Genomic DNA, 22,025 nt, shown 5'->3' with positions numbered 1-22,025 from the left:
CGCGGCCGCCGGTGGCGGCGCTGCCGCCCGGCGGTGCGCGCCGGTTCCCTTCCAGGGTGGGACCGCCGCGTTTCGTGCGCGCTAAGCCGAGGTAAGTTCCGGCGACACATCACCCGGCGGATCCGTCCGGCACCGCGGCCCCCGCCCCCGCAGGGGCGCGGTCAGGGCCGCCCGGCGACGAGTTCACCGTCCTTCCACACCGCCGCGACCTGCGGCACGCCGGGGCGGTAGGCCAGATAGACGGGATTGGGCGCCTCCAGCAGCACCATGTCGGCGCGAGCGCCCACCGCGAGGTGGCCTACGTCGTCGCGGCGCAGCGCGGCGGCACCGCCCGCTGTGGCCGCCCGAAGCGCCTCCTCCGGGCTCATCCGCATCTCGCGTACCGCCAGTGCGATGCACAGCGCCATGCTGGAGGTGAAGCACGATCCGGGGTTGCAGTCGGTGGCCAGGGCGACGGGGGCGCCGGCGTCGAGCAGGGCGCGGGCGTCGGGGTAGGGCTGGCGGGTGGAGAAGTCGACGCCCGGCAGCAGCGTGGCCACCGTCGCCGGTCCCCCGCCGGACGCGGAGCCGGCCAGCGCCGCGACGTCGTCGTCGCTCAGGTGGGTGCAGTGGTCCACCGACGCCGCGCCTTCCGCCACCGCCAGGCGCACACCGGGGCCGGGACCGAGCTGGTTTCCGTGCACGCGCGGCATCAGTCCGCGGTCGCGCCCCGCTCGCAGGACGCGGCGCGCCTGGTGCTCGTCGAAGGCGCCGCGTTCGCAGAACACGTCGATCCAGCGGGCGTGGGGCGCACAGGCCTCCAGCATCCCGCCGGTGACCAGATCCACGTAGCCGTCGGTGTCGCCGTCGTACTCGGGCGGGACCACGTGAGCGCCCAGGAACGTCGTCTCGTCGGTCAGCCGTGCGGCCGCGCGCAGGCAGCGCTGTTCATCGGCGGTACTCAGCCCGTAGCCGGACTTGATCTCCAGGGTGGTGGTCCCTTGGGCGCGGGCCTCGCGCAGCAGGCGGGTGGCGGTGCCCAGCAGGTCGGTGTCGGAGGCCGCACGGGTCGCGGCGACGGTGGTGCGGATGCCGCCGGCCTCATAGGGCCGACCGCTCATCCGGTCGCCGAACTCCCGGCTGCGGTCGCCCGCGAAGACGACGTGGGAGTGGCTGTCGACGAAGCCCGGGATGAGGCAGCGACCGGCGGCGTCCACGCGCACGTCGGCGGCCGGTGCCCGGGTTCGCGGCCCGCACCAGGCCACACGGCCCGCCTCGACGACCACGGCGGCGTCGGGCACCTCGCCCAGCGGGCCGGGCCCGAGGGCGGGGTCGTTGGTGACGAGGTGGGCGACGCCGTCCACCAGCACCGACGAGACGGCGGGCACGGCGGGGGCTGGATCGGGGGTGTTCATCGGCGTCGCGGCGCGTCGAGAGGCGCCGCGTTCCTCCCTTCGGCTGAGGCTGCGCGTGCGGATCGATCCTGCGGCGGGTCTGCGGCGCCGGAGCGCGCCGCGCCCGGAGGACTCACCGGGTGAGCTCCGTGATCGCGGCGTGGAGCCGGGCGGCGGCGTCGGGGATCGCGGTGTGCACGCCGTCGCGCACGATCCAGCGCCCGTCGGCCATGACGTGGCGGACGTCGGCGGCGGTCGCGGCCCACACGAGCGCGTCGGCGGCGCGGTCGCCCTCGAAGCCGGCCATGCGGACGCCGTCGAGGGCGACGGTGACCAGGTCGGCCCGGGCTCCCGCGGCGATGCGCCCCGCGCCTCCCTCGCCGCCGGGCTCGGCGTCGGGCTCCCAGCCGAGCGCCGCGTGGCCGCCGGCGAGCGCGGCCTCCAGCAGACCGTGGGCGGGCAGTGTGCCGCGGCGGCCGGTGCGCAGGCGCTCGTGGATCTCGGCGCCGCGGGCCTCGGCGAACATGTCGATGCCGGTGTGGCCGTCGGTGCCCAGCGACAGCGGTGCGCCGGCCAGGCGTCCCAGGTCGGGCAGGCCGTCGGCGAGATCGCCCTCGGTGGTGGGGCACAGGCACACGCCGGCGCCGGTGCCGCGCACGAGGGAGGCGTCGGCGCGGGTGAGATGGGTGGCGTGGACGAGGGTGGGCCGCAGCGCCGTCAGAAAGCCGGTGTCGTCCAGGAGGCGGACGGGGGTGCGCCCGTGGGCGGCGATGCAGGCGGTGTTCTCGGCCGGCTGTTCGGAGGCGTGGATGTGCGCGGCGGCCCATCCGGCCTCGGGCGCGGCTCGGGCGATGCGGGCGAGGTCGGCGGGCGGGACCGCACGTACCGAATGCGCGGCGACCCCGATGCGGGCGTGGTCGGCGGCGGGCCGCAGGGCGGCGACGCGCTCGGCCCAGGCGTCGGCGCTTGCGTCGCCGAAGCGCAGCTGGGGCCCCTCCAGCGGCGTGTACCCGCTGCGGGCGTCCAGGCCGCCGGCGAGGTAGCAGGTGTCGAGCAGGGTGATGCGCACGCCGGCGTCGGCCGCGGCCGCGATCAGAGCGCGCCCCATGGCGTTGGGATCGTTGTAACGGGTGCCGCCGGGCGCGTGGTGCAGGTAGTGGAACTCCCCCACGCAGGTGATCCCGGCCAGCGCCATCTCGGCGTAGACGGCGCGGGCGAGGCGGTGGTAGGAGTCGGGGTCCAGGCGTCCGGCGGCCTCGTACATCCGGCTGCGCCAGGTCCAGAAGCTGCCGCCGTCCTCGCCGGTGCGCCCCCGCAGCGCGCGGTGGAAGGCGTGGGAGTGCGCGTCGGCGAACCCCGCGACGGTCAGCCCGCCCAGCCGCTCGGCGCCGTCTGGGGGACGCGTGTCGCGGGTGACGGAGGTGATCGCGCCGCCGTCGACCTCGACGAGGACCCCCGGCGCCGCCGCTGCTCCGGCCCCGGCGTCCAGCAGCGCCCACTCGCACCAGTACCGCTCGCTGCGTCCCGGCCGCACCGCGCCCGCCTCCTCGCCTACCGCCTCGGCTGCGCGCGCGCTCGCGACCGCCTCCCCTCGGGCACCCCCGTCCGGGGACGGGCCCGGCGGCGTCGCGCTCATGCCTGCTCCGGCGGCGCGGCGTCGGCCAGGTCGGCCAGCACGTCGGCCAAGGCGGTGATTCCGGCCCGGCAGTCGGCGGCGGTGGCCGACTCCCCGGGGGCGTGCGAGACGCCGGTGGGGTTGCGCACGAACAGCATGGCGGTGGGCACGGTGTTGGCCAGCACGCCGGCGTCGTGGCCGGCGCCGGTGGTCAGCAGCGGAACGGCGCCCGACCCTCCTCCCGCGCGCTCGGCGATGCGGTCGCGCAGGCGGTGGTCGAACTCCACGAGCGGCGACGTGGATTCCAGGTAGGCGGTCACGGCGACTCCGTGGTCGGCGGCGCTGCCCCGCGCGGCGGTGTCGACCCGGTCGACGACCGCGCGCAGGGCCGCCTCGTCGGCCGCGCGCGCATCCAGCCAGGCGCGCACCCGGGAGGGCACCGCGTTGGTGCCGTTGGGCGAGACCCGCACCTTGCCCACGGTGGCCAGGGCATCGTGCTCCTCGGCCGCCCGCCGCGCCTCCTGCACGGCCGCGGCGAAGGGCAGCATGGGGTCCCTGCGGTCGACCAGCCGGGTGGTCCCGGCGTGGTCGGCCTGACCGGCGAAGTCCAACCGCCACCGCCCGTGCGGCCACACCGCCGAAGCCGCGCCGACGGGGTCGCCGGTGCACGCCAGCGACCGCCCCTGCTCGATGTGCAGTTCGACGAACGCGCCGATGCGGCCGATGAGCTCGTGGTCGGCGCCCATGCGCTCGGGGTCGAGCCCGGCCCCCTCCATCGCCCGCGACCAGGTCACACCGTCGGCGTCGGTGAGGGCACACGCACGCTCCGGAGCGATCGCCCCGGTCAGCAGCCGACTGCCCAGGCAGGGGACGCCGAAGCGGGCGCCCTCCTCCTCGACGAACACCGCCACCGCGACGGGGCGCCGGGGGCGCAGCCCGCGCCGGCGGAGCTCGTCGATCGCGGCCAGGCCGCCGACGACGCCCAGCGGCCCGTCGTAGGCACCGCCGTCGGGCACCGAGTCCAGGTGGGAGCCGGTGACCACGGCGTCGGGACCGGGCTCTCCCCACCATGCCCACAGGTTGCCGTTGCGGTCGGTCTCGACCCCGAGCCCCCGGGCGCGGGCCGCCGAGGTGAACCAGGCACGCGCCTCGGTGTCGGCCGGGCCCCAGGAGTACCTGCGATAGCCGCCGGTGGCACGGTTGCGCCCCAGCGGAGCCAGGCCGTCCCACAGCTCCTCGAAGTCGTCGTTCATTCGGACTCCGTCCCTGATCTGCGCCTCGTCTCCACGGCCGCCCGCCACCACCGCCTAATCCCGCCCCTCGCGCATGGGCAGGCGGATGCCGTGCTGTTCGGCGGTCTCTTCGGCCTGGCCATACCCGGCGTCGGCGTGGCGGATCACTCCCGTGGCGGGGTCGTTGGCGAGTACCCGGTGCAGCTTGCGCGCGGCCAGGTCGCTGCCGTCGGCGACGCTGACCTGGCCGGCGTGCAGGGAGCGGCCGATTCCGACACCGCCGCCGTGGTGGATCGACACCCAGGATGCGCCCGAGGCGGTGTTGACCAGAGCGTTGAGCAGCGGCCAGTCGGCGATGGCGTCGGAACCGTCGGCCATGGACTCGGTCTCGCGGTAGGGCGAGGCCACGGAGCCGGTGTCGAGGTGGTCGCGGCCGATGGCCAGTGGCGCGCTGATCTCGCCGGAGGCCACGAGCTCGTTGAACCGCTGGCCGGCGGCGGCGCGCTCGCCCTGGCCCAGCCAGCAGATCCGCGCCGGGAGGCCCTGGTAGGAGATCCGCTCGCCGGCCATGCGGATCCAGCGGGCCAGGTGGTCGTCGTCTCCGAACAACTCCAGCACGGCCCGGTCGGTACGGGCGATGTCGGCGGGGTCGCCGGAGAGCGCGGCCCAGCGGAAGGGTCCTTTGCCCTGGCAGAACAGGGGGCGGATGTAAGCGGGCACGAATCCGGGGAAGTCGAAGGCGCGCGCGTAGCCGGCGGTGCGCGCCTCTCCGCGGATCGCGTTTCCGTAGTCGAAGACCTCGGCGCCGGCGTCGGCGAATCCGACCATCGCCTCGACGTGGGCGGCCATGGACTCGCGGGCACGGCGGGTGAAGTCCTCTGGCGCGCGCGTCGCGTAGTCGCCCCAGTCGGCGAAGTCCACCCCGCTGGGCAGGTAGGCGAGCGGGTCGTGGGCGGAGGTCTGGTCGGTGACGACGTCGACCGGCGCACCGCGGCGCAGCAGTTCGGGTACGGCGTCGGCGGCGTTGGCCTGGACGCCGATGGAGACCGCGCGCCGCTCGCGGCGCGCCTGCTCCGCCCGGCGCAGGGCGTCGTCGAGGCTGTCGGCGCGGACGTCGAGGTAGCCCTGGGCGATGCGGCGTTCGATACGGGTGGCGTCGCACTCGAGGACCAGCGCCGTCCCGCCGTTCATGGTCACCGCCAGCGGCTGGGCGCCGCCCATGCCGCCCAGCCCGGCGGTGAGGGTGAGCGTGCCGGCCAGGCTGCCGCCGAAGCGCTTGGCGGCCACCGCGCCGAAGGTCTCGTAGGTGCCCTGAAGAATGCCCTGAGTGCCGATGTAGATCCACGACCCGGCGGTCATCTGCCCGTACATGGTCAGACCCAGCGCCTCCAGGCGGCGGAACTCCTCCCAGTTCGACCAGTCGCCGACGAGGTTGGCGTTGGCGATGAGCACACGCGGCGCCCACTCGTGGGTCGGCAGCACCCCCACAGGGCGGCCGGACTGCACGAGCAGCGTCTCGTCGTCGCCCAGCTCCCGCAGCACGGCGGTGATGCGGTCGAAACTCGCCCAGTCGCGGGCGGCCCTGCCGCTTCCGCCGTAGACGACGAGCCGGTCGGGGTGCTCGGCGACCTCGGGGTCGAGGTTGTTGTGCAGCATGCGCAGGGCGGCCTCCTGCGGCCACCCCTTGGCGGAGCGGACGGTGCCGCGCGGGGCGCGCACCTTCCGCGGCGCGGAGCCGGTTCCCGTGGTCATGGCGGTCCTCCCGACCGGTTCAGGCGAGCGGGGTGACGGAGTCTGCGGCGGCGCGGACGGAACCGTCGGAGATGAGTCGGGCCGCGGCGGCGATCTCGGGCGCCAGGTGGCGGTCGGGGCCGGGGCCGGGTACGCGGGTGCGCAGCATGTCGCGTACGGCCGCGGTGGCCGGCGCGGGTTCCAGGGGCGCGCGCAGGTCCAGCGCACGGGCCGCCGTGATCAGCTCGACCGCCAGCACGCTGGTGAGCGCATCGACGCAGCGGCGCAGCTTGCGCGCGGCGGACCAGCCCATCGAGACGTGGTCCTCCTGCATGGCCGAGCTGGGGATGGAGTCGACGCTGGCGGGGGCGGCCATCCGCTTGAGCTCGGAGACCAGCGCCGCCTGGGTGTACTGGGCGATCATGTGGCCGGAGTCCACGCCGGGGTCGTCGGCGAGGAAGGCGGGCAGCCCGTGGGAGCGGGCGACGTCGAGCATGCGGTCGGTGCGGCGCTCGGCGATGGAGGCCAGATCGGCGACCGCGATGGCCAGGAAGTCGAGCACATAGCCCACGGGCGCACCGTGGAAGTTGCCGTTGGACTCGACTCGGCCGTCTTCCAGGACCACCGGGTTGTCGATGACGGCGGCCAGTTCGCGGTGGGCGACGGCCTCGGCGTGGGCGAGGGTGTCGCGTACGGCGCCGGCGACCTGGGGCGCGCAGCGCAGCGAGTAGGCGTCCTGCACGCGGGTGCAGTCGGGACCGCGGTGGGAGGCCACCACCGGCGAGTCGGCCAGCAGGGCGCGCATGTTGGCCGCCGCTGCCGCCTGCCCGGGGTGGGGGCGCAGTTCTTGCAGATCGGCGGCGAAGACCCGGTCGGTGCCCAGCAGGGCCTCGACACTCATGGCCGCGGTGATGTCGGCGACACGCAGCAGCTCTGCCACGTCGGCGCAGGCCAGCAGCAGCATGCCGAGCATGCCGTCGGTGCCGTTGATCAGCGCGAGGCCCTCCTTGGCGGCCAGTTCCACCGGCTCCAGGCTCGCTTCGTGCAGCGCCTCGGCCGCCTCGCGCAGCTCCCCGTCCGCGTCGCGAACCGTGCCCTCGCCCATCAGCGCCAGAGCGACGTGGGACAGCGGGGCGAGATCGCCCGAGCAGCCCAGGCTTCCGTACTCGTGGACGACGGGTGTGATGCCGGCGTTGAGCAGTCCGGCCAGCGCCTCGGCGGTCTCGACGCGCACGCCGGTACCGCCCCCGGCCAGGGTGCGCAGCCGCAGCAGCATCAGCGCGCGCACCACCTCGCGCTCGACCTCGTCTCCGGTACCGGCGGCGTGGGATCGGACGAGGGAGGCCTGCAGCCGGGTGCGCAGGTCGGGGGCGATGTGCCGCGTCGCGAGCGCGCCGAACCCGGTACTGACGCCGTATGCGGGGGCGGGGTCGGCGGCCAGGGCGTCGACGCGCTTGCGTCCCGCGGCCACGGCGGCGCGCGCCTCGGGCGTCAGGCGGACCGCGGCGCCGCGGCGGGCCACGGCGACGACGTCCTCGGGAGAGGGCCCCGCGGGGCCGATGTGGATCGAGGTGGGCATGGCCCCCATTGGACGCGGCCGGCGCCCTGGTGTGCGAGCCCCCGCGCCCACATCGTGTCCGAGATTTCAGACGGAACGGCGACCGGCGGTCTCGGGCGGGGAGGGACCGTCCCGGGCCGCCTCAGCGAGCGGCGGCGCCGACCCCTTCGGCGGGGCCGCGCACGCGGGCGTGGACCTCCTGCGGGCCGGGATCCGCGGCCGCCCGGGCGGCGGTCTCGGCGAGCGCCGCGAGCCCGTGCGCGACGGCCGGGTGGTCGCCGCTTCCGCTGCGCACGGCGGTGAGGATCGACCGCGAGGGCTGAGGTCTGCCGTGCAGCCGCACCCGGGCCACGGGGTACTCGGCGGCGACGGGCAGCAGCCGGGGCACGAGGGCCGCCCCCAGCCCGTGGGCGACCAGCGCGGTGGCGCCGACCCAGTCGGTGGCGCGGTGGGCGATGCGCGGGGTGAATCCGGCGGCGGAGCAGGCCACGTGCAGCATCCAGGAGTGGTTGCAGGCGGTGTCGGCCGCGATCCAGTCCTCCAGTGCCGCGTCGGCGAGCGTGACGCCGGTGCGCGTCGCCAGCGGGTGGTCGGTCGGCACCAGCAGGTCCTGGGGGTCCTCCACCAGGACCTGCTGGTCGAAGCGGCGATCGTCGGCCGGCGGGTAGGAGGGGTCGGGCACGAAGACGGCGATGTCGGCGCTGCCGCCCAGCAGCATGTCGAAGCACTCGCCGGTCTCGGCCTCCAGCACCGAGGTCTGCAGCTCGGGGTGGGTGCGGCGCAGCCGCGAGGTGGCGGGCGCCAGCAGGGTGGCGATGCCCGTGGGGTATCCGGCCATGCGCAGCGGACCCGCGGCGCCTTCGGAGTGGCGGGCGAGGTCGGCCACGGCCCGCTCCCAGCGGGTGCTCAGCGCATCGGCGTGGTCCAGCAGCACGTGGGCCGCCGAGGTCAGCCGCACCCGGCGGCCTTCCGGTTCCAGCAGAGTGACGCCGAGATCGCGCGCGAGCTGGCGGATCTGCTGGGAGACCGCCGAAGGGGTCAGGTGCAGCGCCTCGGCCGCGCCGGTGACGGTTCCGTGGTGGTGGACCGCCCGCAGCACGCGCAGCCGCCGGAGATCGAACATGTAGTCCACGCTACACGGTTTCATGCAAAAAGTTCAGATGGACATGAAGAAAGAGCCTCGCCCAGACTGGGGCCATGGAATCCTGCGCGAACCGCACACAGGTCTGCCCCGACTGCGGCTGGCCGGAGTCGGAGATCTACCAGGTCGTCTCGCGGCACCTGACCTCGACCGGGATGGTGCTCTACACCCGGTGCGCCTGCGGAAGGCTGCAGGTCCGCGCGCTGAACGTGCCGGGCGGCACCTGAGCCGTGTGTTGCGGAGCTCGATCCGCCCGCGCTCGGGCGAGGCGCCCGCCGGCCCCACCCGCGCGACCGGCGTTCCCGGAGCGTTCCTGATCCGTGTGCAAGCGCTCCACCGGATTCCGTCCAGGAAGCGTGGACGGGTTTCGCGGCGGATGCGTGGAACACCGGGCCGGCGGCCTCGGCGCGTGCCGCGAACCCGAGCGCGGCAGCCGGGTGGTCGCCGCTGCCGCCGCCGGATGCCCGCCCCGACGCTCCACAGCACCGACCGACGCCGCCCCGGCCCCGCGCCGCCTTCCCCGCCCGTCGCCGACCGCCGTGCCACAATCTGGCCATGAGCCATGTCCCGGCGGCCACGCGGGCGCTGCGGCTGCTGCGCTTCCTGGCCACGCGGTCGGGGCCGGTATCGGCGGCGGCGGTGGCCGCCGAACTCGAACTGCCGCGGTCGAGCGTCTACCAGCTACTGGAAGCCATGGCCGAGGAAGGCTTCGTCACCCACCTGCCCGAGGAGCGCCGATGGGGGCTGGGAGTGGCGGCCTTCGAGATCGGATCGGCCTATCTGCGCCACGGCCCCCTGGAGCGGTTGGCCCGGCCCCTGCTGCGGCGGCTCGTCGAGGAGACGGGGGCGACAGCGCACCTGGGGATCCTGCACGGCCCGGACACGCTGTACCTGCTCAAGGAGCAGCCGCCGCATGCACCCACCCTCATCACCGGGGTGGGTGTGCGGCTGCCGGCCCACCTGACGGCTTCGGGGCGCGCTCTGCTGGCGCATCTGCCCCGCGCCCAGGTACGTGCGCTGTATCCCGCAGCGGCGGCGTTCGTGGACCGCACCGGGCACGGCCCCTCGGGACCCGCCGAACTGCGCGGGGTGTTGGCCGACGAGCGCCGCGCGGGCTACGCGGTCGAGGAGGGGCAGGTCACCGAGGGGTTCTCCTCGATCGCGGCGGCGGCCTTCGACCACAACGCCGCGCCGGCCGCGGCCATCAGCCTGACCGTGCCCAGTGCGCGTCCGGTGACGGCGGCGGCGCTGGCCGCGGGCGCGCGCGACGCGGCCGCCGAACTGACCCGGCGCCTCGGCGGGCGCGCCCCTGAGCTGTGGTGACGACGCGCAGGGCCGGGCGCGGTGCGCGTACCGCGCCCGGCCCGCGGGCGGCTCGGCCGCCGATGCGACCGGCGATCGCTAGTTGGCGTTGGCGTTGGCCTTCATGTGGGCCTCGATTTCGGCCCGCTCGGCGCGCAGCTTGGCGAGGGCCTCGTCCAGGATGAGCTTGCCCTCCTCCTCGCTGCGCCGCTCCTTCACGTAGGCCAAGTGCGTCTTGTACGGCTCCGTGCGCGGGGGCGCCGGGGGGTTCTGCGGGTCTTTGCCCGCAGGGAAGCCGCAGCGGGGGCAGTCCCACTCGTGGGGGACCGCCGCCTCGTTCGCGAAGCTCGGCACGACCTCGTGCTTGTTGGCGCAGTAGAACGGAACCCGGATACGCGGCGCGGCCTCACCGCGCTCGGCCTCGCCCATCGGGCCGGCACCGACGCGGCTGCCACGGATTGCGCTGCCACTACCCACGGAATACTCCATTCGTCGGACAACACACCCCGGCTAGGGGAAATCAGGAATGCGCGCCGCACGGCGGCACGGTGCGGCGGTACCCGCGCTCGGGCGCGGGCCGAAAGCTGGGGCTGGAAAGCGGGCCGAGGAAAGGCCGGGCTAAGCGCCCTGGTTGAGCATGAGCCCGAGAACCACGACGGCGACGATCCACACCAGTCCGGTGGCGACAGTCAGCCGGTCGAGGTTGCGCTCGACCACGGAGGACCCGCCCAGAGAGGACGTGACGCCGCCCCCGAACAGGTCGGACAGGCCACCGCCCTTGCCCTTGTGCAAGAGCACCAGAAGGACCAGCAGGACGCTGCACAGCATCACGAGGATGGACAGACCGAGGATCACACGCTCACCCGTAACTCGACCCCGAGTGGGGGAATTGACGACTTGGGGCCCACGGGACCGCTCGCTCGCCGAGGCGGCGGGTCGGCGGCCGAGGCGAACGTGGGCCGAGGACTCTTCTGGATTCTACCGTGTGCCCCTTTGGACACGCGCCCGTCTCGTTGACGGGCTCCGCGAATTCTAACCCGCGTGCGACCCCGACGCGCCCGCTTCCGGCACCGGATGCGCCTTCACGGCGCAGAATCGGCGGCGGCCCGCGGTTTCGAGTACACGCGAACGGCGCAGCTCGGGGTCCGGCCGGCGCGCACCGGCCGGACCCGGCGGCGGACTACTCCCGGCCCAGCCGGGCCAGCTTCACGAACTCCTCGGGCTTGAGGCTCGCGCCGCCCACCAGGGCGCCGTCGACGTCCTCCTGGGTCACGATGTCGGCGATGTTGTCGGCCTTGACCGAACCGCCGTAGATGATGCGCACCGCGTCGGCCACCTCCTGGGAGTACAGCTCCCCCAGCCGCCCGCGCAGCGCGCTGCAGACCTCCTGGGCGTCCTCGGGGGTGGCGACCTCTCCGGTGCCGATGGCCCACACCGGCTCATAGGCCACGACCAGCCGACCGGCCTGCTCGGCGGTGACGTCCTTGAGCGCCCCCTCCAGCTGGCCCAGCGTGTGCGAGACCTGGTTGCCGGCCTTGCGCACGTCCAGGCCCTCGCCCAGGCACAGGATCGGCGTGAGGTCGGAGGCGAAGGCCGCCTTCACCTTCGCGTTGACGGCGGCGTCGTCCTCCTTGTGGTACTCGCGGCGCTCGGAGTGCCCCGCCAGCGCATAGGTGCAGCCCAGCTTGACGAGCATGGGCCCGGAGACCTCGCCGGTGTAGGCGCCCTTCTCGTGGGCGGAGATGTCCTGGGCGCCGTAGCCGATCCGCAGCTTGTCGCCCTCGACGAGGGTCTGCACGCTGCGCAGGTTCGTGAAGGGCGGCAGCACGACGATCTCGGCGGCGTCGAAGTCGGGGTCTTTCAGCGCGAACGCGAGCTTCTGGACCAGCGCGATGGCTTCGAGGTGGTTGTTGTTGAGCTTCCAGTTGCCCGCGATCAGCGGCTTGCGCTCTGCCATGGTGTCTTCCTCAGCTGCAGGGAGGCGCCGGCGGCCCGGGCGGGGCCGCCGGCGCGGGGTCAGTCGTCCAGGGCCTCGATACCGGGCAGGTTCTTGCCCTCCAAGTACTCCAGGCTGGCACCACCGCCGGTGGAGATGTGCCCGAACGCCGACTCGTCGAAGCCCAGCGCGCGCACCGCGGCGGCGGAGTCGCCGCCGCCCACCACGGTGAAGGCGCCGGAGTCCAGCAGGGCCTTGGCGAGCGCACTGGTGCCGTGGGAGTAGGGCTCCATCTCGAAGACGCCCATCGGGCCGTTCCAGAACACCGTGCGGGCATCGGCCAGCTTCGAGGCGAACACCTCGCGGCTCTTGGGGCCGATGTCCAGTCCCATGCGATCGGCGGGGATCGCGTCGGCGTCGGCCGGGCCGTGCGGGGCGTCGGCCGAGAAGGACTCGGCGGCCACCACGTCGACCGGCAGCACGATCTCCACGCCCTGCTCCTCCGCGCGGTCCAGGTACCGGCGCACGGTGTCGACCTGGTCCTCCTCCAGCAGGCTGGAGCCGACCTCGTAGCCCTTGGCCTTGAGGAACGTGTAGACCATGCCGCCGCCGATGATCAGGCGGTCGGCGGTGCCCAGCAGGTTGTCGATCACGCCGAGCTTGTCGGAGACCTTGGAGCCGCCCAGCGCGACCACGTAGGGACGGGCGGGGTCGCCGGTGAGGGTTCGCAGCACCTCGACCTCGGCCAGCACCAGGCCGCCCACGGCGTGCGGCAGGCGGTTGGGCAGGTCGAAGACGCTGGCGTGCTTGCGGTGCACGGCACCGAAGCCGTCGCCGACGTAGAGGTCGGCCAGCCGGGCCAGGCGGTCGGCGAACTCGCCGCGCTCGGCGTCGTCCTTGCTGGTCTCGCCCGGCTCGAAGCGCAGGTTCTCGATGAGGGCGACCTCGCCGTCGGCCAGCGCGTCGGTGGTGGCGCGGGCGGACTCGCCGGCCGTGTCGTCGGCGCAGGCGACCTCGGTGCCCAGCAGTTCGCCCAGGCGCGCGGCGACCGGGCGCAGGGAGTAGGCGGGGTCGGGGGCGCCCTTGGGGCGGCCCAGGTGCGCGGCCACCACGACGCGGGCGCCGCGCTCGCGCAGGGTGCTGATGGTGGGAACGCTGGCGCGGATCCGGCCGTCGTCGGTGATGCGGTCGCCGTCGAGGGGCACGTTGAGATCCGCCCGGACGAACACGCGCTTACCGGAGACGTCGAGGTCGTCGATCGTGCGCATGATGCTCTCCTTCCGCGGGATGCGGCCGTGCCGCGGCGGCGCACGGCGCCCCGGCCCGGTGGGCGGGGCGCCGTGCATGCGCCGGCACGTCCGGGGACGTGCGGTCTACAGGCGCGAGCCGACCAGCTTGGCGGCGTCCACGATGCGGTTGGAGTAGCCCCACTCGTTGTCGTACCAGCCGATGATCTTGACCGTCTTGCCGAAGGCCATGGTCAGGCTGGAGTCGAAGGTGCAGGAGGCGGGGCTGCCGACGATGTCGGAGGAGACGATCGGGTCCTCGGTGTAGGTCAGGACCTGCTTGAGCTCGCCCTCGGAGGCGGCCTTGAACGCGGCGTTGACCTCCTCGGTGCTGACCTCGCGCTCCAGCTCGACCACGAGGTCGGTGACCGAGCCGTCGGGCACGGGCACCCGCATCGCGATGCCGTCGAGCTTGCCCTCCAGCTCCGGCAGCACCAGGGAGGTGGCCTTGGCCGCCCCCGTGGTGGTGGGGATGATGTTCTGCGCCGCAGCGCGGGCGCGGCGCAGGTCCTTGTGCGGCAGGTCCAGGATGACCTGGTCGTTGGTGTACGCGTGGGTCGTGGTCATCAGGCCCTTGGAGATGCCGAAGCTGTCCAGGAGCACCTTGGCCATCGGCGCCACGCAGTTGGTGGTGCAGGAGGCGTTGGAGATGACGTTGTGCCGGGCGGGGTCGTACTTGTCGTCGTTGACGCCCATCACCAGCGTGAGGTCCTCGCCCTTGGCCGGGGCCGAGACGATGACCTTCTTGGCGCCGGCCTCGATGTGCTTCTTGGCGTCCTCGGCCTTGGTGAAGATGCCGGTGGACTCGATGACGACGTCCACACCGAGATCGCCCCAAGGCAGCTTGGCCGGGTCGCGCTCAGCGAGGGTCTTGATGGTGGTGTTGCCGACCCGGATGTTGTCGCTGCCGACCTCGACGTCGTCGTCCAGCTTGCCCATCACGGTGTCGTACTTGAGCAGGTGGGCGAGCGTCGCGTTGTCGGTGAGGTCGTTGACCGCGACGATCTCGACCTCGCTGCCGGCGGCGCGGGCCGCGCGCCAGAAGTTGCGGCCGATCCGGCCGAAACCGTTCACGCCTACACGGATGGTCACGGTAACCAAGCTCCTCACGTATTGGAAGGTACTGCCATCACGGCCGGCTGGCAGGGCCGGACCGCGGAAGTCGAGCGCCGGGGTGTCACTCCCGAGCCTATCGCTCCACCGCACCGGTGGCCCGTCGCGGGCCCGTTGCGGGAGGACCGCCGGAGGCTCGTGGCGCCCGGACCATGCTCGCACCGCCGCCGATTAAGGTCTAGACCATTTTCCGAAGTTTCCCGGTCCGGCTCAGCGCTCACAAAACCGCACACCGGAGGCGGTTTCGCAGATCCGCCGCCGGCCGCGGAGGCCGGCCTTTCGGCCCGGACGTCCGGTGCCCGCAGGGGGCGCGGGCGGTGCGTCAGGGCACCAGCATGTCGGCGGTCAGGTTCGCGTCGGTGCCCGAGATGCCCAGGTCCACGGCCCGCTTGTCGGCCATCGCCAGCAGCCGGCGGATCCGCCCGGCGATCGCGTCCTTGGTCAGCGGCGGCGACGACAGCTGGCCCAGCTCCTCCAGAGACGCCTGCTTGTGCGCCAGGCGCAGCTGCCCGGCGGCCACCAGGTGGTCGGGCGCCTCGTCGCCGAGGATCTCCAGTGCCCGCTCGACCCGGGCTCCGGCGGCCACCGCCGCGCGGGCGCTGCGGCGCAGGTTGGCGTCGTCGAAGTTGGCGAGCCTGTTGGCCGTCGCGCGCACCTCGCGGCGCATCCGGCGCTCCTCCCAGGCCAGGACGCTCTCGTGTGCGCCGAGCATGGTCAGCAGTGCGCCGATCGAATCGCCGTCGCGGACCACCACCCTGTCGACGCCGCGGACCTCGCGCGCCTTGCCCTGCACCTTGAGCCGCCGTGCGGCGCCCACGAGAGCGAGCGCGGCCTCGGGGCCGGGGCAGGTGACCTCCAGCGACATCGATCGTCCCGGCTCGGTCAGCGACCCGTGGGCGATGAAGGCACCGCGCCAGGCCGACTCGGCGTCGCAGGAGCCCCCGGCGACCACGTGGCGGGGCAGTCCGCGCACGGGGCGGCCGTTGTTGTCGATCAGGCCGGTCTGGCGGGCCAGGCTCTCGCCGTCCTTGATGACGCGCACGACGTAGCGGTTGCCCTTGCGCAGTCCGCTGGGCGACAGCACGACGACCTCGGACTCGTGGCCGAAGACCTCGGAGATGTCCTTGCGCAGCCGACGCGCCGCGGCGCCGGTGTCGAGTTCGGCCTCTATCACGATGCGCCCGCCGACCAGGTGCAGCCCTCCGGTGAAGCGCAGGATCGTGGAGACTTCGGCTTTGCGGCAACACGGCTTGAGAACGGTCAGCCGGCTCAACTCGTCCTTCACCACGCCGGTCATCGCCATGGACGCCGTCCCCTCGATACTCGAATTCCACATGCCTAGCGCGGCCCGCCGACGGTGCGCTCCGATCACGAGCCTACTTAACGTGCGAGCGATGGCCACGCCCTCGCCCGCGTGTCCAAACTCCCTGCTCGAAACGGCGAGTCGTGATTTCCGATCCGTGTGGATCTCTACCGAATGCGCTTGGGCCGGGACCCGGAAACGCCGGAGAGGCACACCGGCCGGGCGCGCCGGTGGGGCGAGCGGTGCCCCTGACTCCCCCGCCCTCGGGCTAGTCGGACTCCAGCATGAAGTCGCGCAGCACGACCGCGTGGTTGTGTTCGGTGTCACGCGCCCCGTAGAGCAGGGTGACCGGCCCCTCGGCGAGGGCCTCGCGGATGGGGCGCAGCGCATCGGGGTTGTCGGCGAGCTCCGCCCGGTAGCGCTCGACGAACTCCTCCCACCGGTCGGGGTCGGCGTGCAGCCAGCGGCGGAGCTCGGTGCTGGGCGCCGCGTCCTGCAGCCAGGCGTCGTAGTGCACCGAGGTCTTGCGCACGCCGCGCGGCCACAGCCGGTCGACCAGGAACACCCGGCCCGGCGGCGGCTCCTGCCCGATGGTGTCGCGCACGCGCGCCAGGCGGAGGTCGCCCGTGCTCTTCGTGCTTCGATGCTGCTTGCCCACGTCGACTGGATGCCCGTTGGCCGACCACGTCAACCACGCGCCGGCGGTGCTCCGTGCGCCGGCGGGCCTCAACGCGGTTGGGAGAGCACCTCGTCGTATGCGGCGGCGAGCAGGTCGGGGTCGTGGCGCGGCGATCCGTCACCGGCGGCCACGTCGCGCACGACCAGGGTGCCGCCCATCTGCTTGGCGACTTCGCCCACCCGGGTGGTGTCGCCCACGACACCGCTGTCGGCCAGAACGGCGTCGATGCCCAGGCGGGGCGCGTGCGCGGCCAGCACCTCCAGATAGGTCTCGGGGCGGAAGCCGTCGGTCTCGCCCTTCTGCGGCGAGAGGTTGAGTGCGACCATGCGGCGCGCGGAGGTGTCGACGAGGGCCTCGGCGAGCTCGGGCACCAGGAGGTGGGGCAGCACACTGGTGAACCAGGAGCCCGGACCGAACACCACCCAGTCCGCCTCGCGCACCGCCTTGACCGCCTGCTGAGAGGCGGGCGGCGCCTCGGGCACCAGCGAGATCGAGCGCACCCGGCCGCGGGTGCTGGCGCAGGCCACCTGCCCGCGCACCGTGCTGATCTCGTAGGGGTGCACGGGGTCGGCGCCCTCGACCTCGGCCACGAGGTCGAGGGGCACCGAGGACATCGGCAGCACCCGGCCGTGCGCGCCCAGAAGCTGGCCCACCCAGTCGAGTCCGGCCACGGAGTCGCCGAGCAGCTCCCACAGCGCCACGATGAGGAGGTTGCCCACCGCGTGCCCGTGCAGCTCGCCCTCGGAGCGGAAGCGGTGCTGGATGACCTCGCTCCAAGTGTGGCCCCACTCGTCGTCGCCGCACAGCGCCGCCAGCGCCATGCGCAGGTCCCCCGGCGGCAGCACGCCCAACTCTCTGCGCAGCCGCCCGCTGGAGCCCCCGTCGTCGGCCACAGTCACGACGGCGGTCACGTCGGTGGTGACCCGGCGCAGCGCCGACAGCGACGAGTGCAGGCCGTGGCCTCCGCCCAGTGCCACGACCCGCGGAGGGCTCCCGCGCTCGGCCTCCTCGGCCGCGGTCTCCGAGGCCGCGCCGCCTGCCGGCCTCCCGCCGTCCTCGGCGGGGAAGATGTCTGCCATGTGCCTCTGCGTACCTCGTGTCCCGGTCTTATGCGGGCCGCCGCCGGCGCTTGCCGCCCCGTTTCCCAGGGCGGCGCCGACGCGGATCGGGCCAATGCTGGGGAGTGGCCCGGGAACGGTCGTCCCGCGCGGTCATCGACGGTACCGCCGTCCTCGCCGGCACCTGTGCGCGCTCAAGGGGCGTGCCCCCTTACTCCTGGCCGAGGTCGCGGTGCACGACGTGGACCTCCAACCCTTGCTCGCGCAGGCGTTCGCCGAACCGCTCGGCCATGGCCACGCTGCGGTGCTTGCCCCCGGTGCAGCCCACGGCCAGAGTCATGTAGTGCTTGCCCTCGCGCTGGTAGCCGTCGATCACCAGGCGCAGCACCTCGGCGTAGGAGTCGACCATCTCCTTGGCGCCGGTCTGGGCCAGCACGTACTCGCGGACCGGTGCGTCGCGGCCGTTCATCGCCCGCAGCTCGGGGATCCAGTGCGGGTTGGGCAGGAAGCGGCAGTCCAGCACCAGATCGGCGTCGACGGGCAGGCCGTGCTTGTATCCGAACGACACCACGTTGGCGCGCGGACGCGCCTCCTCGGCCTCGCCGAAGAAGCCGATGACCTTGGCCTTGAGCTGGTGGACGTTGAGCTGCGAGGTGTCGATGACCAGGTCGGCCGCGCCCCTGATGGCGCGCAGGGTCTCGCGCTCGCGGGCGATGCCGTCGGTGAGCCGGCCGTCGCCCTGCAGCGGGTGCGGCCGGCGGACGCTCTCGAAGCGGCGCACCAGAGTGTCGTCGCCGGCCTCGAGGAAGACCACGCGGACGGTGATCCCGCGCAGGCGCAGCTCCTCGACCGTGGAAAGCAGGTCCTCGGTGAAGGCCATACTGCGCACGTCGACCACCGCCGCCACCCGCGGCACCGCGCCCTGCGTGCGCCCGGCGAGGTCGATCATGGTCGGCAGCAGCCCCGGAGGCAGGTTGTCGACGACGAACCAGTCCAGGTCCTCCAGTGCGCGCGCGGCGGTGCTGCGTCCGGCGCCGGACATGCCGGTAACCACGACGATCTCGGGCGGGAGTTCCCCGCTGAGGCTGCCGTTCGGCTGGTCATCCCCCATTGTTCTGATCACTTCCGTCTGCCGTGCCGCGTTCTCCGGCACGGACTCCGCCCCTGTCATGGTTTCCCTCCCGGTCCTGGCCGGAGAGCCGTGCGTGGATCACGCCGGCGGTGGTCTTGCCGATACCGGGCACTTGGGCGATCTCCTCCTCCGTGGCCGCGGCCAGTCTCTTGACCGAGCCGAAGTGCGTGAGCAGCGCACTGCGCCGCGTGGGCCCCAGGCCGGGCACGTCGTCCAAGGCGCTGCCGGTGAGCGCTTTGGCGCGCTTCTGGCGGTGGTAGGTGATGGCGAAGCGATGCGCCTCGTCGCGGATGCGCTGGAGCAGGTAGAGGCCTTCGCCCGTCCGGGGAAGCACGATCGGGTCCTCGTCGTCGGGCAGCCACACCTCTTCCAGCCGCTTCGCCAGTCCGCACACCGCGATGTCGTCGATACCGAGGTCGTCCAGGGCGCGCCGTGCGGCCTGGACCTGGGGGCGGCCTCCGTCGACCACCACCAGGTTAGGAGGGTAGGCGAATTTGGCGGGCCCCTGGCTCTCGGAGGCGGATCGGCCGGAGTCCGCTTCCGCGGCGGCGCCCTCGACGCCCGCGGATCCGCTCCCGCCCACGGCCGAAGGCGCGGTACCGCCGTCCTGGCCGTCCTCTCCCGCCTCGGCGCCCAGCCGGTCGAGCTCGCCGGTGCGGCGGCTCTCCTCGATGTAGCGGGCGAACCGGCGCTTGACGACCTCGTACATCGAGGCGACGTCGTTCTGCTCGGCGCCCTGGGCGCGCCCCGAGCCGCGGATGCTGAAGCGGCGGTACTCGGGTTTGCGGGCCAGGCCGTCCTCGAACACGACCATCGACGCCACCACATGTTCGCCCATCAGGTTGGACACGTCGAAGCACTCGATGCGCAGCGGCGCCTCGTCCAGCTCCAGAGCCTCCTGGATCTCGCTCAGCGCCCGGCTGCGCGTGGTGAGGTCGCCGGCGCGCTGGGTCTTGTGCCGGGCCAGCGCCTGGTCGGCGTTCTTGGCGACGGTCTCCATCAGCGCCTTCTTGTCGCCGCGCTGGGGCACCCGCAGATCGACGGAGGAACCGCGGCGCTCGCTGAGCCAGGCGACCACGGCGTCGCGGTCGGCCGGCTCGGCCGAGACCAGGACCTCGCGGGGGATGGCAGCCCCGGTGGCACCGCCGTCGTCGGGATCGGCACCGGGGCCGCCGCCGTTGCCGCCGTAGGTCTGGGCCAGGAACCGCTCGACGAGCTCGCCGGTGCCGACGTCCTCGACCTTGTCGACGACCCAGCCCCGCTGGCCGCGGATGCGCCCGCCGCGCACGTAGAAGACCTGGGCGGCGGCCTCCAACTGGTCCTCGGACAGGGCGATGACGTCGCAGTCGGTGGCCTCGCCCAGCACGACCGCCTGCTTCTCCAGCGCGGTGCGCAGCGCCTGGATGTCGTCGCGGACGCGCGCGGCGCGCTCGTACTCCTGCTCGGCGGCCGCATCGCGCATGCGCTGCTCCAGCGTGCGGATGAATCGGCTGGTGTCGCCGGCCATGAAGGAGCAGAAGTCCTCGGCCAAGCGGCGGTGCTCGTCGGCGTCGATGCGGCCCACGCACGGCGCGGAGCATTTGTCGATGTAGCCCAGCAGACAGGGCCGACCGGCGTTGCGTGCGCTGCGGAAGACCCCGGCCGAGCAGGTGCGCACCGGGAAGACGCGCAGCAGGAGGTCGACGGTCTCGCGGATGGCCCAGGCGTGTCCGTAGGGGCCGAAGTAGCGCACGCCCTTGCGCTTGGCGCCGCGCAGCACCTGGACGCGGGGCACGTCCTCGTTCATGGTGACGGCGAGGTAGGGGTAGCTCTTGTCGTCGCGGTACTTGACGTTGAACCGGGGGTCGTACTCCTTGATCCAGGAGTACTCCAGCTGGAGGGCTTCGACCTCGGTGCCCACCACCGTCCAGTCGACGTCGGCGGCGGTGGAGACCATGGTCTGGGTGCGCGGGTGCAGTGCGGCGAAGTCCTGGAAGTAAGAGGAGAGCCGCGCGCGAAGGTTCTTCGCCTTGCCCACGTAGACGACCCGCCCATGGGAGTCGCGGAACCGGTAGACCCCGGGGGAGGTGGGGATCGATCCGGGACGGGGCCTCAGATGGGGTTGGGCTGGCATACCTCCATTGTGGTCGGCCGCGCGGGTGCTCGGCCACTCGACGGGCGGCCTGTGGACACGACACAGGGACCAAAGACCCGTATACGCCGCGACCCGTGCCGCGTCCGGGATGCGGCGCCTAAGCTGTGGACGGTTCCCCGCACATTCGCCCATGGGTTGAATCACCCGTCAAACGTCACGATTTGGTATCCGCATGACCTAGGTTGGGCGGATACCGACCGTGCTTTCTGAAACAAGGGGGCTGCTCCCGTGAGCTTCATGCAGTGGGTCGGGATCGGCGCGACCGTCCTGATCGCGGTGCTCGTCATCATGGTGGCGCACTGGCTGCTCACCCACCAGCTCTCGAAGGTCTCGCCACTCGCCGGGCCGCTGGTCCGGCACTGCCGGTTCTCGGCCTACGCGGCCGCCTCGGTCATCGGCGTCAACATAGCGCTGCCCGACCGGCAGGAGATGCCCGACCGCGCGCTGTTCCCGATCATCGACCACTTCATGACGATCCTGATGATCGGGGCGATGACGTGGTTCGCGCTGGGCCTGGCCTACGCGGCGACGGACCTGGTGCTGGACCGGCTCGCCTCCAACAACGGGGACGACGACCACCACTCGCGGCGCCTGCAGACCCAGGTGCGGCTGCTGCGGCGCATCGCGGCCAGCATCATCGGCGTCATCGCCATCGCGGCGATCCTGTTCACCTTCCCCGCGGTCCAAGGGCTGGGCGCCGGACTGCTGGCGTCGGCCGGCCTGTTGTCGGTCGTCGCGGGCCTAGCCGCGCAGTCCACTCTCGGCAACATCTTCGCCGGCCTGCAGTTGGCGTTCAGCAACGCCCTGCGCCTCAACGACGTCATCGTCTTCCAGGGCGAGTGGGGGCGCGTCGAAGAACTCAGCCTCACCATGGTCACCATCCGCATGTGGGACGAGCGCCGCTTGATCGTGCCGGTCTCCTACTTCGCCACCACCCCCTTCGAGAACTGGACCAAGCAGGGCGCCTCCATCACGGGCTGGGTGCTGTTCCAAGTCGACTGGGAGGCACCCATCGGCAGGATCCGCGAGGAGGTCGGCGCCTACGTCGCGCACCACCCCCTGTGGGACGGCCGCCGCTGGTCGCTGCAGGCCACCGACATCCTCGACGACGGCATCGTGCAACTGCGGGCGGTGGTCACCACCGCCGACTCCGACGCCCGCTGGGACCTGTGCTGCGACCTGCGCGAGCACCTGATCACCCACATCAACGAGCACATGCCCCAGGCGCTGCCGCGGCGCCGCACCGAGTTCCTCACGGCCGGCGATCAGGAGCCGCCCTACGCCGCGGTGTTCCCCGAGTCGGCGGTGCGGCGGGACTCGCGCCGGGGGGCCGGCTCGCCCGGGCCCGACGGCTCGCTGGCGGTCAACGGCCAAGGCGGCTCGGAGACCCGCGACGGCACCGACGGATCCGGTGACGCCGACGGCTGAGGCC

General features: G+C 73.3%; 19 protein-coding genes. 3 read left to right on the top strand and 16 right to left on the bottom strand.

Annotation, left to right across the window (positions count from 1 at the left end):
* Positions 1-161: 161 nt before the first annotated feature.
* The 6 genes from hutI to LP52_RS07245 form a co-directional block, all read right to left on the bottom strand.
* A complete protein-coding gene (gene hutI / locus LP52_RS07270) occupies positions 162-1,394 on the bottom strand; it encodes an imidazolonepropionase (protein ID WP_052809554.1) in 1,233 nt (410 codons plus the stop codon).
* A gap of 112 nt (positions 1,395-1,506) precedes the next feature.
* Positions 1,507-3,009 (bottom strand): formimidoylglutamate deiminase, encoded by a 1,503-nt coding sequence (locus LP52_RS07265; protein ID WP_084722987.1) that lies wholly within the window; start codon positions 3,007-3,009, stop codon positions 1,507-1,509.
* On the bottom strand, positions 3,006-4,241 hold the full coding sequence (locus LP52_RS07260) for an allantoate amidohydrolase (protein WP_040271846.1): 1,236 nt from the start codon (positions 4,239-4,241) through the stop codon (positions 3,006-3,008). The genes LP52_RS07265 and LP52_RS07260 overlap by 4 nt, the downstream gene beginning before the upstream one ends.
* A gap of 54 nt (positions 4,242-4,295) precedes the next feature.
* A complete protein-coding gene (gene hutU, locus LP52_RS07255) occupies positions 4,296-5,972 on the bottom strand; it encodes a urocanate hydratase (protein WP_040271844.1) in 1,677 nt (558 codons plus the stop codon).
* 19 nt (positions 5,973-5,991) lie between these two features.
* On the bottom strand, positions 5,992-7,530 hold the full coding sequence (gene hutH, locus LP52_RS07250; protein WP_394298190.1) for a histidine ammonia-lyase: 1,539 nt from the start codon (positions 7,528-7,530) through the stop codon (positions 5,992-5,994).
* Positions 7,531-7,651: 121 nt separating this feature from the next.
* Positions 7,652-8,632, bottom strand: coding sequence for a LysR family transcriptional regulator (locus LP52_RS07245; RefSeq protein WP_084722995.1), 981 nt, complete (start codon positions 8,630-8,632; stop codon positions 7,652-7,654).
* Between the two features lie 74 nt (positions 8,633-8,706).
* Between LP52_RS07245 and LP52_RS27180 the strand changes: the two genes are divergently transcribed.
* On the top strand, positions 8,707-8,877 hold the full coding sequence (locus tag LP52_RS27180) for a hypothetical protein (protein WP_157036251.1): 171 nt from the start codon (positions 8,707-8,709) through the stop codon (positions 8,875-8,877).
* Positions 8,878-9,205: 328 nt separating this feature from the next.
* Positions 9,206-9,973 carry an IclR family transcriptional regulator gene (locus LP52_RS07240; protein WP_040271841.1) on the top strand — a complete coding sequence of 256 codons (768 nt, stop codon included), beginning with the start codon at positions 9,206-9,208 and terminating at the stop codon, positions 9,971-9,973.
* Between the two features lie 78 nt (positions 9,974-10,051).
* Here LP52_RS07240 and LP52_RS07235 read toward each other — a convergent pair whose 3' ends face one another.
* The 10 genes from LP52_RS07235 to uvrC all read right to left on the bottom strand — a co-directional run bounded on the left by LP52_RS07235 (position 10,052) and on the right by uvrC (position 20,572).
* Positions 10,052-10,441, bottom strand: coding sequence for an RNA polymerase-binding protein RbpA (locus tag LP52_RS07235; RefSeq protein WP_084722986.1), 390 nt, complete (start codon positions 10,439-10,441; stop codon positions 10,052-10,054).
* Positions 10,442-10,570: 129 nt separating this feature from the next.
* Positions 10,571-10,807: a preprotein translocase subunit SecG gene (gene secG / locus LP52_RS07230; RefSeq protein ID WP_040271839.1), complete on the bottom strand. Its 237-nt coding sequence runs from the start codon at positions 10,805-10,807 to the stop codon at positions 10,571-10,573.
* A 325-nt stretch (positions 10,808-11,132) separates the two neighbouring features.
* Positions 11,133-11,909, bottom strand: coding sequence for a triose-phosphate isomerase (gene tpiA / locus LP52_RS07225; protein ID WP_040271838.1), 777 nt, complete (start codon positions 11,907-11,909; stop codon positions 11,133-11,135).
* A gap of 59 nt (positions 11,910-11,968) precedes the next feature.
* Positions 11,969-13,156 (bottom strand): phosphoglycerate kinase, encoded by a 1,188-nt coding sequence (locus tag LP52_RS07220; RefSeq protein WP_040271837.1) that lies wholly within the window; start codon positions 13,154-13,156, stop codon positions 11,969-11,971.
* 105 nt (positions 13,157-13,261) lie between these two features.
* The gene (gene gap, locus LP52_RS07215; protein ID WP_040271836.1) at positions 13,262-14,266 is read right to left on the bottom strand and encodes a type I glyceraldehyde-3-phosphate dehydrogenase; all 1,005 of its coding nucleotides are present in this window, start codon (positions 14,264-14,266) and stop codon (positions 13,262-13,264) included.
* Positions 14,267-14,609: 343 nt separating this feature from the next.
* On the bottom strand, positions 14,610-15,590 hold the full coding sequence (whiA, locus tag LP52_RS07210; protein ID WP_040271835.1) for a DNA-binding protein WhiA: 981 nt from the start codon (positions 15,588-15,590) through the stop codon (positions 14,610-14,612).
* A 268-nt stretch (positions 15,591-15,858) separates the two neighbouring features.
* A complete protein-coding gene (locus LP52_RS07205) occupies positions 15,859-16,248 on the bottom strand; it encodes a DUF488 domain-containing protein (RefSeq protein ID WP_052809553.1) in 390 nt (129 codons plus the stop codon).
* A 68-nt stretch (positions 16,249-16,316) separates the two neighbouring features.
* Positions 16,317-17,348: a gluconeogenesis factor YvcK family protein gene (locus LP52_RS07200; protein ID WP_052809552.1), complete on the bottom strand. Its 1,032-nt coding sequence runs from the start codon at positions 17,346-17,348 to the stop codon at positions 16,317-16,319.
* Positions 17,349-17,538: 190 nt separating this feature from the next.
* Positions 17,539-18,438 (bottom strand): RNase adapter RapZ, encoded by a 900-nt coding sequence (gene rapZ, locus LP52_RS07195; protein ID WP_040271834.1) that lies wholly within the window; start codon positions 18,436-18,438, stop codon positions 17,539-17,541.
* Positions 18,428-20,572, bottom strand: a complete 2,145-nt coding sequence (gene uvrC / locus LP52_RS07190; RefSeq protein WP_052809551.1) for an excinuclease ABC subunit UvrC — start codon at positions 20,570-20,572, stop codon at positions 18,428-18,430. The genes rapZ and uvrC overlap by 11 nt, the downstream gene beginning before the upstream one ends.
* A gap of 249 nt (positions 20,573-20,821) precedes the next feature.
* On the opposite strand from uvrC, the gene LP52_RS07185 reads away from it, so the two are divergent.
* Positions 20,822-22,021 (top strand): mechanosensitive ion channel family protein, encoded by a 1,200-nt coding sequence (locus LP52_RS07185; RefSeq protein ID WP_040271833.1) that lies wholly within the window; start codon positions 20,822-20,824, stop codon positions 22,019-22,021.
* Positions 22,022-22,025: the final 4 nt, after the last annotated feature.

Origin of the sequence: Streptomonospora alba (genome assembly GCF_000826685.1) — a bacterium.
Classification (GTDB): Bacteria; Actinomycetota; Actinomycetes; order Streptosporangiales; family Streptosporangiaceae; genus Streptomonospora; species Streptomonospora alba.
This window is presented reverse-complemented; position numbering and strand designations above follow the sequence as displayed.